This window comes from Amycolatopsis sp. lyj-90, assembly GCF_046549035.1.
GTDB lineage: Bacteria > Actinomycetota > Actinomycetes > Mycobacteriales > Pseudonocardiaceae > Amycolatopsis.
Map to the genome: position 1 here is coordinate 971,031 of NZ_JAJPWP010000002.1, position 15,063 is coordinate 986,093.

A 15,063-nucleotide genomic window follows, 5' to 3' on the forward strand; every position below is an offset into this window, starting at 1 on the left:
CCGGTCACGCGTTCCGCGACCGAGGAGAACCCCCGCGTTTCGTCCTCTGGTTGCGGTACTTGCACGCGCAACTACCGCAACCAGAGGACTAATTGCGGGAGGTCAGACGCGGAATCGGCCGGGCAGGGGGATGGTCGCGCGGGACGAGACCTCGGTGGCCGTACCCGAGTACTGATCGGTGCCCGCGGCGAACTGCCAGCCGCCGAAGATCTTGCCGTCGACCGCTTCGCCGTAGGCCTCGGCGACCTTGGTCGAGACCTCGTCGTAGGACATGCCGTTCCAGTTGCCCGCTCCGACGCCGAAGTCGCGCGAGTCACCGCCCTTGGCGACGGCGGGCAGGGTCCACAGGGTGAAGTGCACGTGGGCGCCGGTGCTGCTGCCGCCGCAGGGCAGCGCGTTGCCGGTCCGGCCGAGGGCGTCGCCCGGGACGACCCGCTGGCCGTCGGTGACCGAAATGCCCTCCATGTGGTAGTACCCGGTCCGCCAGCCGCCGTCGTGGTCGACGGTCACCCAGTCGCCGCCGTCGCAGTGCTGGATCCGGACCGTGCCCGCGAGCGGGGCGCGTACGGTCTTGTCACCCGGGCTGAAGTCGATGGCGTTCTTCACGCCGGAGGTCCCGTTGTCCGAGTGGATCCCCGCCGAGTAGACCGACCGGCCGGTGTCGAACGGCAGGCCGAACGCCGGGAACGCGCCCGCGGCCGCGGCCGGCGTCGAGAGAACCACCCCGACGAGGACGGCGGCGGCCCCCAGGCCGGCGAACCGCACAGGAAGTTTCGTCACCTTGCGTACTCCTTACCCCGTGACACTCACCCATTCGATGGAGTGGATTGCGGGGAAAGTAATCCAAAAGGAGTACAAAAGGGAACAACTCGTAGTGAATTTTCTGAGATCAACCGACGAAAGACTGGTGCGATCTCGTGACCTATTGGCCGGATTCGCCCTTCCACCTGGCGAGGCGTCCGGCACGGTCGACGGCCCGGAGGCGTCGTTCGGCCGCGTCACGGGCGTCGGACGTGGTCACGACGAGTAACTGATCGCGTTCCTGGAGCCGGGTGTCCTTGTTGGGCGTGAAGCCGATGCCGTCGCGCACGAGCAGGCTGATCGTCGCCCCGATCGGCAACCGCAGCTCCGCCAGGTAGACGCCGTGCATCTTCGACCCGGGATTGATCCGGACCTGCAACAGGTCGGCGCCCATCTCGTCGAGCGGTGCGGAGTCGACGTCGATCTCGTGCGCTTGGGCGTGCTGGGTCAGCCCGAGCACTCTCGCGAGCGGGCTCAGCGTCGCACCCTGGAGCAGGGTCAGCACGATGACCAGCACGAACACGGCGTCGACCAGCTCCTGCGCACCGGGCACCCCGGACGACAGCGGGATCAGCGCGAGCACGATCGGGACGGCCCCGCGCAACCCGGCCCAGGACAGGAACACCTGTTCTCGCCAGGGGATCTTGAACGGCAGCGCGGACAGCACCACCGACAGCGGACGGGCGAGCAGCAGCACCACGGCGCCCGCGACGAGCCCCTGGATCAGGCTCTCGAAGATCCTGCTCGGCGAGGCGAACAGGCCCAGCAGGACGAACAGCCCGATCTGCGCGAGCCAGCCGAGCCCCTCCGCGAAGGACAGCGTGTCGGACCGGTGCGGCAGCTTCGAGTTCCCCAGCACCAAGGCGGCGACGTAGGTGGCGAGCAGGCCGGAGGCGTGCGCCAGCTGCCCGCTCGAGTACGCCACGACACAGACGGCGACCGTGGCCAGCGGATACAGGCCGGTCGCCGGCAGCGCGGCCCGTCGCAGCGCGTGCGTGCCGATCCAGCCGAAGGCCAGGCCGATGACCAGCCCGGCGGCGAGTTCGTAGACCACCAGCAGCGGCAGCGACCAGTCGATGGTCGTGCCCTCGGCCAGCACGACGACGGCGATGTACGCCGGGGCGTCGTTGATGCCCGACTCGATCTCCAGCGCGCCGACGAGCCGCTTCCCGACCCCCGCCGATCTCAGCACCGAGAACACCGCGGCGGCGTCGGTCGAGGCGAGCACCGCGCCCCACAGCAACGCCATCCGCCAGTCGAGGCCCAGCAGCCAGTGCAGGGCCGCGCCGGTGACCGCGATACTCACCGCGACGGCCACTGTGGACAGTGCGATTCCGATGCCCAGCGAGGGTTTCACGGCCGTCCACCGGGTGGTGAGACCACCTTCGGACAGGATCATCACCAGCGCGGCGAGGCCGAGCGACTGGGTGAGCTCGGGATTGTCGTACTGGATGCCGAACCCGGCTTCGCCGAGCAGCACCCCCATGCCCAGGTAGAGCAGTAGCGAGGGAAGACCGACCCGGATCGACACGCGGACGGCGATCACGGCGACGAGCAGGACTGCACCACCGGTACCGAGAACGAGCGGGAGCTGCTCCATGTCGCCTCCCGTCCGGTCGCCGTGAGGCCTCCAGAATAGTGAGGCGGTGGTCGTCACTCGTTCGTGTACCGGTCGAAAACCGTCCGGATAGCCTGTGTTACAGACTGTCCTTTACGGACTCCGCAGGGCCACCAGGTCCACCCCGAGTTCCGCGAACGGTTTCTCCGCCGCGGGCAGGACTTTCACCGCGCGGTTGCCCTCACGGGACAACCAGCCGGCACTCACTCCGTGAGACAGTAACGCCGCGGGGACCCGGCCCGCCAAATGATCACGGCGCACTGTCCAATCGAGACAGTCACGCAGCATCGGACGGCGGCTTTCGGCGATCTCCACCCCGAGAGCGCCGAGCACCTCGCGTCCGCGACCGGTCAACGTCAGGCCGTCGGCCTCGTCGATCAGCCCGGCGGTGAGCATCCCGTCCCGCAGCGCGACCCCGACCGTCCCGGCGAGGTGGTCGTAGCAGGTCCGGGCGAATTCGAGCCGCTTCACCCGGACCGACGAGCGCAACCCCTTCACCGGGCGATGCTCGGCGTGCTGCGCCAGATGCTCGATCAGCTCCGCCACCCGGGGGTCGGCGATCCGGACGTAGCTGTGCCGCCCCTGTTTGACCCGCACGACGAAGCCGGCCTCGGCCAGCTTCGTCACGTGTTCGCTCGCCGTCGACGCGGCCACTTCGGCCGCTCCGGCCAGCTCGGTCACCGTCCAGGCACGTCCGTCGAGCAGCGCGAGGCACATCGACGCGCGGCTCGGATCGGCGAGCACGGCCGCGACCTCGGCCAAGGCGATCGTTTCCATGAGTTCACCGTAGAAGACGCACGGTTCGGCGAGGGCCGAAACGTCAGCCCGCCAGGAACTTCGCCGCCAGCCGGACCGCGGGCCCGGAATCGTTGGAGCCCTCGAGCATGACGGCGAACGCGACGTCGCCGCGATACCCGACGAACCAGCCGTTGGCGTCGGCACCCGAACCGAACTGCGCCGTCCCGGTCTTGCCGAAGACGGCTCCGCTGCCCTTCAGTGCCTTCGCGGTCCCCGTCGTGCAGACCTCGCGCATCATCGCCCGAACCTGGTTCAGCACCCCGGCGGGCGGGGCCTGGTAGCCGGTGTTGACCTTGGTCTCGAGCCCCTGCCACAGCTTCGGCACCACCGGCTTCCCCGTCGCGACGGTGGCGGCCATGAGTGCCGCGCCCAGTGGGCTGACCTGCACCCTTCCCTGCCCGATCCCGGCCTCGACCTGCTCGTCGCCGCCCGCCGACGGCTCCACCTTGCCGGTCTCGGTCGCCAGTCCCGGGATCTCGAAGTCGGCGTTGAGGCCGAACTGACTCGCGGCCTTCGCGAGGCCGTCCGCGGGCAGTTGCCCGGCGAGCCGCCCGAACGTCGTGTTGCACGAGGCCGCGAAGGCCGTCTTCAGCGAGACGGTCCCCAGGTCGAACCCGTTTTCGTTCTTGAGCGTGCGGGTCCCGATCTGCTCACTGCCCGGGCAGGCCACCGGTGAGTCGGCGGAGATCCCGCCCTTCTGCAGCGCCGCGGTCGCCGTGGCGATCTTGAAGGCCGAACCCGGCGAATAGAGGCCGTTGAGCGCCTTCGGCTGGTTCCCGGCCGCGCCGTTCTGCGCGACGGCCAGCAGTTCGCCCGAAGTCTTCATCGCGACGATGATCGCCGGCCCCTGGAAGCCGTCGACGGCCTTCTGCGCGGCGCTCTGGGAAGCCACGCTCAAGGTCGAAGCCAGCGGTTCGTCACTCTCGCCCGCCTGCCCGAACAGCGTTTCGACCGGCTTGCCGGAGGCATCGACCCGCGACACGGCGACGGTGGCGGGCGTCCCGGAGCCGCCGTTCTGCTCGGACGCGACCTTCGACAGCGCCCCTTGCAGGATCGGCGCGACACCCGCCGCGTCACCGCCGACGAGGGCTTTGTCGTCCCTGTCGGCCACGACCGGCTTCGCCGAAACGGGAGCCACGGAAAGCTGCTGACCGGCTTCGAGCTTCGGGTGGATCACCGACATCGCCCAGCGGACGACCCATTTCCCCGAGTTGCGGACCAGCTCCAGCTTGCCTTCGTACTTCCAGACGCTGTTGCCCGTGAACGTCCACGAAGCGTGGAAGGTGGCCGACGTCGTGGTCGCGTCCCCCGGCGTCGTCGGAACCTCGCCCAGGGACGTCTTGACCTGCGCCCCGCCGAGCGCGGCGCGCGCCGCGGACAGGGCCGCCGTGCCCGCCGCCGGATCGTCGACCGGCGCACCGGTCAGGTCACCGGTGTCGAACTGCCGCAGGAACCGGACGGCGACCTGGGCGGGGCTTTGGCTCGCGCTCTCGGTCGGCTCTCCGGGCCCGCCGGTGGCGGCGGGCGCCGGATCCTCCTTGACCAGCAGCACCACCGCGGCCACCACGATGACGACGACCGCCAGCGCGGCGCCGATCAGGATCCCTCTTTTCCGGGCAGGACTCATGGACTCGCTCTCCCCCAGTACAGCGCGTACTTCGCGCGCCCCGGGCCAGCCTGCCGATTTCCCCCGCGCGAGGCGGCGCGGCGGCGAGAAAGCGACGGTTCCGAATCCTTTTCGTGATCCCGGTGGTCGGGACCCCTCCGGACGCTATGAAAGGCCCGTTACTTGCAAAATTTGCAAGTAACGGGCCTTTCATAGCGCGCTCGGGTCAGGCTTTGGCGACCGCCACGGTCACCTTGGTGCCCTCCCCGACCGTTCCGGCCGAGCCGTCGGCGACGGCGCCGTAGACCACCGAAGTCGCCAAGGTCTCCGAAGCGATGAACTCTTCGTGCGTCTTCGCGGCCGTGACCACGTCCTCCGGCGCGTCGACCGTCAGCGCGATCCGGTCGGCGACGTCGAAACCGGCGTCGCGGCGGGCCTGCTGGACGACCCGGACCAGGTCGCGGGCCAGGCCCTCGGCCGCCAGTTCGTCGGTGACCTCGGTGTCGATCAGCACCAGCCCCGCCCCGCCGGGCAGTTCCGCGGCCGCGCCGCCGCCCTTGGCGACCAGGCGCCGGTCGTACTCGCCCTCGACGAGCTCGATCCCGGCGGCCACGACGGCGCCGCTCTCCGACGTCGTCCACTCGCCGGCCTTGACGGCCTTGATCACCGTCTGGACGTCCTTGCCCAGCCGCGGCCCGGCCGCGCGGGCGTTGACCGCGACCTCGAAACCGCCGTGCGCCGCGACGTCCGCGGTCAGCTCGACCGACTTGACGTTGACCTCGTCGCGCAGGATGTCGGTGAACTCGCGCAGCGAGTCGGCCTCGTGCGCGGCGACGACCAGCTTGGCCAGCGGCAGCCGCACCCGCAGCTTGTTCGCCTTGCGCAGCGAAAGCGCCGAAGACGCCACCTGCCGCACGCGGTCCATCGCCGTCACCAGCGCCGCGTCGGCGGGCAGGTCGAGCGAGTTCGGCCAGTCGGCCAGGTGCACCGAACGGCCGCCGGTCAGGCCGCGCCAGACGACCTCGGTGGTCAGCGGCAGCAGCGGCGCCACCACCCGGGACGTCACCTCCAGCACGGTGTGCAGGGTGTCGATCGCGTCCTGCTCGCCCGCCCAGAACCGGTCACGCGAGCGGCGCACGTACCAGTTCGTCAGCACCTCGAGGAAATCGCGGACGGTCGAGCAGGCACCGGCGACGTCGTAGGTGTCGAGCGCGTGCTCGACGTCGGTCACCAGTTCGTGCGTCTTCGCCAGCACGTACCGGTCGAGGACGTGCTTCGAATCGGTGCGCCACTGCCCTTCGACACCCTCGGCGTTCGCGTAGAGCGCGAGGAAGTAGTACGAGTTCCACAGCGGCAGCACGGCCTGGCGGACGGCGTCGCGGATGCCCTTGTCGGTGACGACCAGGTTCCCGCCGCGCAGGATCGGGCTCGCCATCAGGTACCAACGCATCGCGTCGGAACCGTCGCGGTCGAAGACCTCGTTGACGTCCGGGTAATTGCGCAGCGACTTGGACATCTTCTGGCCGTCCGAGCCGAGCACGATGCCGTGCGAGATGCAGGTCCGGAACGCGGGCCTGTCGAACAACGCGGTCGCCAGCACGTGCAGCAGGTAGAACCAGCCGCGCGTCTGCCCGATGTACTCGACGATGAAGTCGCCCGGGTAGTGGTGCTCGAACCACTCGGTGTTCTCGAACGGATAGTGCACCTGGGCGTACGGCATCGAACCCGAGTCGAACCAGACGTCGAACACGTCCTCGATCCGGCGCATGGTGGACTTCCCGGTCGGGTCGTCCGGGTTGGGCCGGGTCAGCTCGTCGATGAAGGGCCGGTGCAGGTTGTCCAGCCGCACACCGAAGTCGCGCTCGAGCTCTTCGAGCGAGCCGTAGACGTCCGTGCGCGGGTACGCCGGGTCGTCCGACTGCCACACCGGGATCGGCGTGCCCCAGTACCGGTTGCGGGAGACCGACCAGTCGCGGGCGTTCTCCAGCCACTTGCCGAACTGGCCGTCCTTGACGTTCTCCGGGTACCAGGTGATCTGCTGGTTCAGCTCGATCATCCGGTCCTTGAACTCGGTCACCGCGACGAACCACGACGAGACGGCGCGGTAGATCAGCGGGTTCCGGCAGCGCCAGCAGTGCGGGTACGGGTGCTCGTAGGTCTCGTGGCGCAGCAGGACCGCGCCCTGACGGCCGGCGGAACCGGTGCCGTTCTTGAGATCCTTGATGATGTTCGGGTTGGCGTCGAACACCTGCTGGCCCGCGTAGTCCCCGACGGTCGCGTCGAACTTGCCCTGCGCGTCGACCGGCGTGACCGGCACGATCCCGACGGCGTCGGTGACGGCCTTGTCCTCTTCACCGTAGGCGGGCGCGATGTGGACGATCCCGGTGCCGTCTTCGGTGGTGACGTAGTCCGCGGACAGCACGCGGTACGCGTTCTCGTGTCCGGCGAAGTACGGGAACGGCGGGACGTAACGGGTTCCGAGCAGCTCGGTGCCGGTGTAGTGGCCGACGACAGCCGGCTCCTCGCCGAGTTCACGGGCATACGAGGCGACGCGCGCTTCGGCGAGCAGGAACCGCTTGCCCTCCTGAGCCTCGGATTCCACGACGACGTACCGGACGTCGGGGTGCACCGCGGTCGCGAGGTTGGACGGCAGCGTCCACGGGGTCGTCGTCCAGATCAGCAGGTAGGTGCCGTCGAGCTCGTTGTCGTTGCCCTCCAAGCGGAAACCGACCGTGACGGCCGGGTCCTGACGGCTGGCGTAGACGTCGTCGTCCATCCGCAGCTCGTGATTGGACAGCGGCGTCTCGTCGCGCCAGCAGTAGGGCAGGACGCGGTAGCCCTCGTAGACCAGGCCCTTGTCCCACAGCTGTTTGAACGCCCAGATGACCGATTCCATGTACTTGACATCGAGCGTCTTGTAGTCGTTGTCGAAGTCGACCCAGCGGGCCTGGCGGGTGACATAGTCCTGCCACTCGCCGGTGTAGCGCAACACGGACTCGCGGCACGCGTCGTTGAAGACGTCGATGCCCATGGCGTCGATCTCGGCCTTCTCGGTGATCCCGAGCTGACGCATCGCCTCGAGTTCGGCGGGCAGGCCGTGGGTGTCCCAGCCGAAGCGGCGCTCGACGCGCTTGCCCTTCATGGTCTGGTAACGCGGCACCAGGTCCTTCACGTATCCCGTGAGCAGGTGACCGTAGTGCGGCAGACCGTTCGCGAACGGCGGGCCGTCGTAGAAGACGTACTCGTTCGAGCCGTTGACGCCGGGATCGCGGGCGTCGATCGAGGCCTGGAAGGTCCGATCGGCTTCCCAGTACGCGAGGACGCGCTTTTCCGACTCGGGGAACGAAGGCTGGGACGGGACGCCGGTCTCGCCGTCCACCTGTGCCTTGGGATACATCTTCGGTGCTCCTCGCGGTTCGTCTCACTCGTACGGGCTTTCACCCACACGGGGACGAGACGGCCGTTTCCGGCGCGTTCCGCGGTACCACCCCGCTTGCCCTTCCGGTGGTGTTCCGGCCGGGCCGCTCATTCGACGGCTGTGACGGGCCGTACCCGTCCGGTTCTACTGGGGGCGCGAGCCCTGTTCTTCCGGAGGCTCCCCGGTGATAGCCGGATCGGTGCCAGTTGACTCAAGGGTAGCGCGCGGGGGCAACCAGGTTGTCCGGGGTGGTGGCTCAGCCCTCTTCGACAGCTTCTTCGACAAGCTGGACCAGACCGACCCACGCGGAATCACCACTCGCATGGACCGCGCGGATGGCGAAACGCCCCCTTTCGACCTCGACGCGAGCCTGCTCCGGGAGAGAGCAGGTGGTCGCGGGTTCATCGCCGAGGATCAGCGTCTGCACTCCGCCTTCGCCGATCGAGACAGCGCCGGCGAGCGCGTTCACCGCACACGCACGGCATACCTCCGCCGACGTCCCTTGCCTTCAGCTGTACAGCCTCCAGGCTTGGCTTGACCACGGCGGCGCGGTGGAAACCGGCACCTATCAGGACGACGACGGACGTTGGCGCGGGATCTATCGCTGGAGATCCTTTCCTGAGTTACCGGTCGGCTCGGCTCACGGCGGCGGCCTGATCTTCCAACGGCTCGACGAATCCGTCCTTGCCTTCACTGATCCCGGCGCGGTTGATCATTCCCCGTGGAACACGGCGCGCCGGATCCGCCAGCTGGCTCGCGAGACCCCGGACGTGTAGGTCGTTATACAGCGGGTTCGGCCTATGTCCTGAGGTGCATGGTGTTGCGTCGGGGTTCTCCGGCGGGGTCGAGGTAGGCGGGGGCGGTGAATTCCGGCAGGCCATCCTGAGCGATGACCACTTTCCATTGGCTGTGGTGGATCAACCGGTGATGCTTCGTGCACAGCAGAACCAGGTTGTCGATCTTCGTTTCGCCGTGGTGTCGCCAGAAAACAATATGGTGAGCCGTACAGCGCGGCACGGGCATGTCGCAGCCGGGGAACGCGCAGCCACCGTCGCGGATGGTGAGCGCGTATTTCTGGGCCAGTGACACGGTGCGTTTCGAGCGGCCGATGTCCAGGGGTTCGCCCGCGGTGCCGAGAACCCCGGGCCGCACGCGGGCATCGCAGGCGAGGATGCGGGCATCGGTCGCGCTGATCGGACCCACCAGATCCAGCTGAGCCTCACCCAGGTCATTGATCAGGTCCTCGTAGGACATGGTGACGAGGATGTGCGTGGCCTCGCCAGCCTGGCCGGGAAGGTTCCGGCTGGTGGTCTTGAGCCGGACGTAGTCGGTGAAGGCGTCGCCGTAGCGTTCGTCCTGAGTGCGGGAGTCCCGGACCCCGTCGATGGCCTTGTGCGGTTTGGCCATCGGATCCAGGTCAGACTTCAACCGCGCGTAGGTCTCCAGATCCAGCGTGCCCTTCAAACCCAAGGTGCCGTTGCGGTGCTTGACGAACCGCAACTCCGGCCGCGCGTCCTTCGGGTTCTCGTCGCGGGGTTCTTTCCCATCGGGATCCAGCCCGTCCAGCAACCGCCGACCGGCCTGGCTGATCTGACGGGGCCCGGAGTATCGGGCGAGGTCGACCAGGATCTTCTCTCCGGCCCGCACGTCCGCTTCTGGGATGTAGGACGGGATCCGCGCCAGAGTGCGGATGATCGCGTCGATCTGCGAGCCACCGATAGCGCCTTCTGCGGCGGCCTCGGCGGTCAGGGGAGCCAGCGGTGGCACTCGGTCACCGCCCACCGCCAACCCGGCGTGCAAGGCGAGAACCCGGTCGGCGCGGTCATCGGCTTCCTTGCCGGTGACGTGGAAGTCCTCGAAAATCATCGCCGACAATGTGGAATGACCCGAACATCCCCGAACCCCGCGGATATTTATTTCCGCGAGGATCGCGTTCTGCTCGGCGTCCAGTTGGCGTTTGAGGACTTCGACTTCTTGTTTGCGGGCATGCAATGTGGCCGTGTCGACGCGCCACCACTCGACAGATGTCGTCCGGGTTCTGTCATCGCTGGCCACGGCACTAACAATACTTGCAGTCGAACACCTGTGCTATCACACGTTTATGTGACACAGCATCGAGAGAAGATCGCGAAGAGCTCTTAACGGCGCGAAGGGTCGCTAAGAGCTTGAGGAGACAATGGGAACCAGGGCTTCAGCACAGAGAGGCGTAACCACGCCACGCTTGCCTTCCCCTCGATAGAAGAATAAGAACAAAGGCGTCCGGTCGCCGGTGGGGTGATGGCCCCTGGCCGTGAGTGACGAGCATGGCCACCACCCCGACCCCGAGTTGCCGTCCCGCCCATCGCCTCTAGGTTGACGGGTATGTCGATCAGCGAGGCCCGATGAAAGGGCCCGGACTCCTCGTCGTCGTGCTGGTGGTCCTCGGCGGTGTCAGCGGGCTCGGGTTCCTGCTGGGACTGGGCAACGCGGCCATCCTGGCGGCCCTCACCGCGCTCTTCTGCCTCATCGCGGCGGTCGGCGGGCCGCTCTGGGCGGATTTGCGGCTGTTGGCGTGGTTCGCGCCCGCGATGGTCCTCGCGGTCGGTGTGCCACGGCTGCTGGGGACGGTGTCGCAGTGGGCCGCGATCGGCCTGCTGGTGGTGATCGTGGTGATCGCCGGGTTGTTGCCCGCGCTCGGGGCGCGGTTCGTCACGGTGGGGCTGGGGCTCGGGATGGCGTCGCTGTTCGGGTACGGCTTCCAGTTGACGGGGACGGCGTCGGCGGGGCAGGTGCTCGGCGCGCCCGCGCTCGCGGTGGGGGTCGTGCTTCTGTTGCGGGTGCTGATGGGCGCGAGGGATCCGGCCAAGCCGACCCGGGACGCGCTGGCCGACGCGCTCGCGACGGGCACTTCCGAAACGCAGGAGCGGGCGGCGAGGCTCTGGCTCGCGGACCGTCCCCGGCGCTGGACGGCCGGGGTGCTCGGCGGCATGTTCCGGTACCGGGCGGCGACGGGGTTGCTCGAGATCCGCGGGAAACGGTTGGACAACCCGGAAATCGGCGAAACCCTCGACGCCGCCAGGGAAGAAGCCGCCAGGCTCGCCGGCGCGGTGCGCTCGGCGCAGGCACCGGAGGACGTCGAACCGGTGCGGCGCAAGGAACCCGCCGAGTTGCCCGGTGCCACGGCGAGGCTCGTCACCGCGCTCTGGGACTCTCTCGAAACCGTCCGCACGGCGGCGACCGAGCGCGACGAGTCGCGTGTGGACGTTCCGAAGGGACTTCGGAAGGAGCTGCGCCGGATCGAACTGAGTGGCGCGTTTTCCTGGCAGTCACCGCAGTTCCGGCACGCGATCCGCTGCGGGCTCGGGGTGGCGCTGGCGCTCGTCGTCGCGAGCTTCCGGCCTGGCGACCCGCTCACCGTGTCCTTCCTGCTCGGCACTTTCGCCATCATGCAACCGGAATGGCGTGACAGCCTCAGCAAGGCCTGGCAGCGCATCGGCGGTTCCCTCGGTGGCGCCGTCGTGCTCACCCTCGTCCTTTGGCTTCTGCCGCAAGGGTTTCTATTGCCGATCGGGCTCGTCGCGCTACTCGGCGGATTCTCCGTCATGCGGACGCGCCCGGCGGTGTTCAACGGTTGCATGGTGCTGATGTCGGTCGGCATGAACGCGACGACCAGGCATCTCGACCCGCGTTACGTGCTCGTCGAGTACCTGCTCTTGATGGTCCTCGCCGGCGCCATCGCCCTGCTCTTCGGTTTCGCCGCGATCCCCGGTGTGCCGAAACCCGGTCCGGCGGAACGCTTCGGGACCGCGGTCGGCGCCACCCGCGCACTGCTCGGCTCGGTCGGGCGGAAATTGCGCGGCGAGGACGTCGACCCGCGGACGCTCGGCCGTGAGTTCCGCGCCGCCGCCATCGCGCATCACGGCCTGCTCACCGCGGAGCCGGGCACCAAGGAACCCGCTCCAGGACAACGGGACGCGCTGGAGAACGCGGCCGAGGCCTTGCGCGGCCTGTCCGTCACGGCGTCGTCACTCTTGCTGCGTCCCGGATCGGCCGGCGCCGCGGACGCCGTCGAAGAGGCGGCACGGACACTCGGGACCGAAGAAGCGGCCGAGATCCCTGTGCCGCGAGATGCCGAGGAAGAACAGCGTCTGGTGCTCGACACGATCGCCGCCGACGTGGTCACGGTCGGCGAAGCGGCTCAGACGCTCGAAGACGCCTAGCTGTCCGCTTTGGTCTTGTCGCGGTGCTGCCCGGCGATCTCGGCGTCGGGCGCGCACAGCGCGCACGGGGTGAACCCGAGCTGACGCGCCTCGCCGATACCGAGCGGGATCGTGTCCCGGGTTTCGAGCCACGCGCAGGTCGTCACGTGATAGCGCGGGTACTCGTCCACGACGACGACCTCGATTTCGAGGTCCGAGACGATCGCCACATCCGCGGGATCGCTCTTCTCCTCGCCGGGGTCGCCGTTGCGCTGAGGTTCCGGAGCTTCGTCCGTGTCGCTCAGCTCACCGGCGGCGGGCATCAGGACGGTCTGCTCGGCGTCCTCCGGCTTTTCCTCGTCGTCCGGCGCGCTCTTTTCGGCTGAAGCCGAATCGTCGGCCTCTTCCGAGTCTTCCGGTTCTTCGGACTCGGCAGGGGCGGCGGCCTCGGCGGCACGCTTCTTCCGGCGGCGCAGCCAGTCGAAGACGAGCAGCAACCCGGCGACGACGGAGAGGCCGATGGAGATCCAGGCCCACAGGGAGTTCGCGGTGATGAGCGCCGCGACGAGCAGCCCCAGAGCCGCCAGTACCAGTACTAGGACGATGTAGAGCACGGTGAATTACAACACGAGGGGCAAGCGAAACGGCCCCGACCCTCCGGAGAGTGCCGAGGCCGTTCCACTGTGTAGAAATTCAAGCAGGAGAAAATCGGGCCGTGGTGAAATCAGCCCGCTTCGGCCCGAGGACCGAACGAGTAGCCCTGTCCGCCGCCCGAGGACGATGCCGGCTGCCCCGAGTTCGACGAAGACGCCGAGGCGGGAGCGGCCGAACCACGGTCGTCGAGCTCACGCAGCTGGGACTCGAGGAACCCGCGCAGCCTCGTGCGGTACTCCCGCTCGATCGTGCGCAGCTCTTCGATCTTCTTGCCCAGCGAGCCCTTCTCCGCGTTCATGTTGTTCATGGTCTCGGTGTACTTGCGCTGAGCCTCGCGCTCCATGGTCGTCGCCTTGTCGCGCGCCTGGCGCTCCAAGGTCTCGGCACGGGTTCGCGCGTCGTTCAGCATGGTCTCGGCACGCGTGCGCGCCTCGTTCACCATCGAGTCCGACTTGGACCGCGCGTCCGAAAGCAGCTGCTCGGACTTGGTCCGGGCTTCGGCGAGCATGCCGTCCGACTCGGTCTTGGCCTCGGCGGTGAGCCGGTCGGCCATTTCCTGCGCCAGTCCGAGCACCTTCGCGGCCTGGACGTTGGGCTCCCCGTTGTCCGGCACCATCGAGTGGGCCTGGGTCTGCTCCATCGCCGACTGCGGCGGCGGCACCGGCGCCAGGCGACGCGACGGCTCGTCGCGCACCTGTGGCGGCGGGCCGACTGCTCCCGCCTTGGCGTTCTCGAGCTCACCACGGGTGGTCTCGAGCTCGTTGTCGAGCTGTTCGACCTGCTGCCGCAGCTCGTTGTTGTCCTCGATCAACCGGGCAAGCTCGGTCTCCACCAGGTCGAGGAACGCGTCCACCTCGTCCTCGTTGTAGCCCCTTTTGCCTATGGGCGGCTTGCTGAACGCGACGTTATGCACGTCAGCGGGGGTCAACGACATCAGATCACCTCACGCACTCCATGGCCTGCAGGTCCACCCGGGCTTCCCCGAAAATCACCCTGGCGTTGCCAGCTGCATCGCAAAGAACACAACCAACAGCAGCACCATAATCGATAAGTCCAGTCCGACGCCGCCGATTCGTACGGTCGGGATGATTCGTCTGAACAGACGAACCGGTGGGTCGGTCACTGTGTAGATGGTCTCGAGCGTTACCGCAACCCCTCCGGCAGGACGCCACTCGCGAGCGAAAGCACGCACGAGTTCGACGACGATCCGTGCCGTCAGCAGGAGCCAGAAAGCGAACAGCACGTACCAGACGACCAGCAACACAGCATTCACGTAACCACTCTGCCATGCCCCGCGTCAAAAGACGCAGTTGACGGCCTCGAGATGCCGATGAGTCGACAAAATCACATCCGGCTGCGCTCAGCGGTCACCGGGTGATCAGCCGCGCAGGAATAATCCGCCTTCGGCAATCCGCCGACGGTCCTCCGCGGTGACGTCCACATCGGGCGGTGAGAGAAGGAACACCTTGTTGGTGACCTTGTCCATCGATCCGCGCAACGCGAAAGCGAGCCCCGCGGCGAAGTCGACGAGACGCTTCGCGTCCGCGTTCTCCATCTCGGTGAGGTTCATGATCACCGGGATGCCTTCGCGATAGTGCTCGCCGATCGCCCGCGCCTCCGCGTAGCTCGTCGGGTGCAGCGTCGTGATCCGGCTCAGCGGGTCACGGACGGCCGGACGGACCGGTTCCGTCACCGGGCGCAGCCGTGCGACCGGTTCGGGCTGGCGATCCATCGCCAAGGCCCCGTGGACCGCCGGCTCCGGACTGGGCACGGAGCGTGACCGAGTCCGGGCGACAGGCTCGTCATAAGTGTCATCGACTTCCCGGTAGCGTCCACCCCGCGACCGGGCAGGCGGCTCATCGTCGTAGTCGTACTCGTCTTCGGCGTAACCTCGCCGGTAGTCATCCTCGACGTCATAGCCGTCTTCGTCCGCGGGCACCATCCCGAAGTAGGCCTTCAGCTTCTGCAGCGCGCTCATGCCTCTCCCTAG

12 protein-coding genes and 1 pseudogene are annotated in these 15,063 nt (G+C 68.0%); 2 read left to right on the forward strand and 11 right to left on the reverse strand.

What is annotated here, in order from left to right; all coding sequences use genetic code 11:
- Nucleotides 1-102 precede the first annotated feature (102 nt).
- The 6 genes and pseudogenes from ACLJPX_RS10405 to ACLJPX_RS10430 all read right to left on the reverse strand — a co-directional run.
- Complete coding sequence (locus tag ACLJPX_RS10405) at nucleotides 103-780, reverse strand: M23 family metallopeptidase (protein ID WP_410599880.1); 678 nt, start codon at nucleotides 778-780, stop codon at nucleotides 103-105.
- Nucleotides 781-922: 142 nt separating this feature from the next.
- Nucleotides 923-2,401 carry a potassium/proton antiporter gene (locus ACLJPX_RS10410; protein ID WP_410599881.1) on the reverse strand — a complete coding sequence of 493 codons (1,479 nt, stop codon included), beginning with the start codon at nucleotides 2,399-2,401 and terminating at the stop codon, nucleotides 923-925.
- A 111-nt stretch (nucleotides 2,402-2,512) separates the two neighbouring features.
- The gene (locus tag ACLJPX_RS10415; protein WP_410599882.1) at nucleotides 2,513-3,196 is read right to left on the reverse strand and encodes an ArsR/SmtB family transcription factor; all 684 of its coding nucleotides are present in this window, start codon (nucleotides 3,194-3,196) and stop codon (nucleotides 2,513-2,515) included.
- A 43-nt stretch (nucleotides 3,197-3,239) separates the two neighbouring features.
- On the reverse strand, nucleotides 3,240-4,844 hold the full coding sequence (locus tag ACLJPX_RS10420) for a penicillin-binding transpeptidase domain-containing protein (RefSeq protein WP_410599883.1): 1,605 nt from the start codon (nucleotides 4,842-4,844) through the stop codon (nucleotides 3,240-3,242).
- Between the two features lie 205 nt (nucleotides 4,845-5,049).
- A complete protein-coding gene (ileS, locus tag ACLJPX_RS10425; RefSeq protein WP_410599884.1) occupies nucleotides 5,050-8,220 on the reverse strand; it encodes an isoleucine--tRNA ligase in 3,171 nt (1,056 codons plus the stop codon).
- Between the two features lie 277 nt (nucleotides 8,221-8,497).
- Nucleotides 8,498-8,713: pseudogene (locus ACLJPX_RS10430) on the reverse strand (hypothetical protein); the annotation flags it as partial.
- Between the two features lie 79 nt (nucleotides 8,714-8,792).
- On the opposite strand from ACLJPX_RS10430, the gene ACLJPX_RS10435 reads away from it, so the two are divergent.
- A complete protein-coding gene (locus ACLJPX_RS10435; protein WP_410599885.1) occupies nucleotides 8,793-9,017 on the forward strand; it encodes a hypothetical protein in 225 nt (74 codons plus the stop codon).
- Nucleotides 9,018-9,039: 22 nt separating this feature from the next.
- On the opposite strand, the gene ACLJPX_RS10440 is transcribed toward ACLJPX_RS10435, so the two are convergent.
- Nucleotides 9,040-10,296, reverse strand: a complete 1,257-nt coding sequence (locus ACLJPX_RS10440; RefSeq protein WP_410599886.1) for a DUF222 domain-containing protein — start codon at nucleotides 10,294-10,296, stop codon at nucleotides 9,040-9,042.
- Nucleotides 10,297-10,622: 326 nt separating this feature from the next.
- On the opposite strand from ACLJPX_RS10440, the gene ACLJPX_RS10445 reads away from it, so the two are divergent.
- Nucleotides 10,623-12,440 (forward strand): FUSC family protein, encoded by a 1,818-nt coding sequence (locus ACLJPX_RS10445; RefSeq protein ID WP_410599887.1) that lies wholly within the window; start codon nucleotides 10,623-10,625, stop codon nucleotides 12,438-12,440.
- Here ACLJPX_RS10445 and ACLJPX_RS10450 read toward each other — a convergent pair.
- From ACLJPX_RS10450 to ACLJPX_RS10465, 4 genes are all read right to left on the reverse strand, one after another.
- Complete coding sequence (locus tag ACLJPX_RS10450; RefSeq protein ID WP_410599888.1) at nucleotides 12,437-13,033, reverse strand: hypothetical protein; 597 nt, start codon at nucleotides 13,031-13,033, stop codon at nucleotides 12,437-12,439. The two genes, ACLJPX_RS10445 and ACLJPX_RS10450, sit on opposite strands and share 4 nt — an antisense overlap.
- A gap of 110 nt (nucleotides 13,034-13,143) precedes the next feature.
- A complete protein-coding gene (locus ACLJPX_RS10455; RefSeq protein ID WP_184893210.1) occupies nucleotides 13,144-14,007 on the reverse strand; it encodes a DivIVA domain-containing protein in 864 nt (287 codons plus the stop codon).
- 54 nt (nucleotides 14,008-14,061) lie between these two features.
- Complete coding sequence (locus ACLJPX_RS10460; RefSeq protein ID WP_005155180.1) at nucleotides 14,062-14,337, reverse strand: YggT family protein; 276 nt, start codon at nucleotides 14,335-14,337, stop codon at nucleotides 14,062-14,064.
- Between the two features lie 114 nt (nucleotides 14,338-14,451).
- A complete protein-coding gene (locus tag ACLJPX_RS10465; RefSeq protein WP_101609393.1) occupies nucleotides 14,452-15,051 on the reverse strand; it encodes a cell division protein SepF in 600 nt (199 codons plus the stop codon).
- Nucleotides 15,052-15,063: the final 12 nt, after the last annotated feature.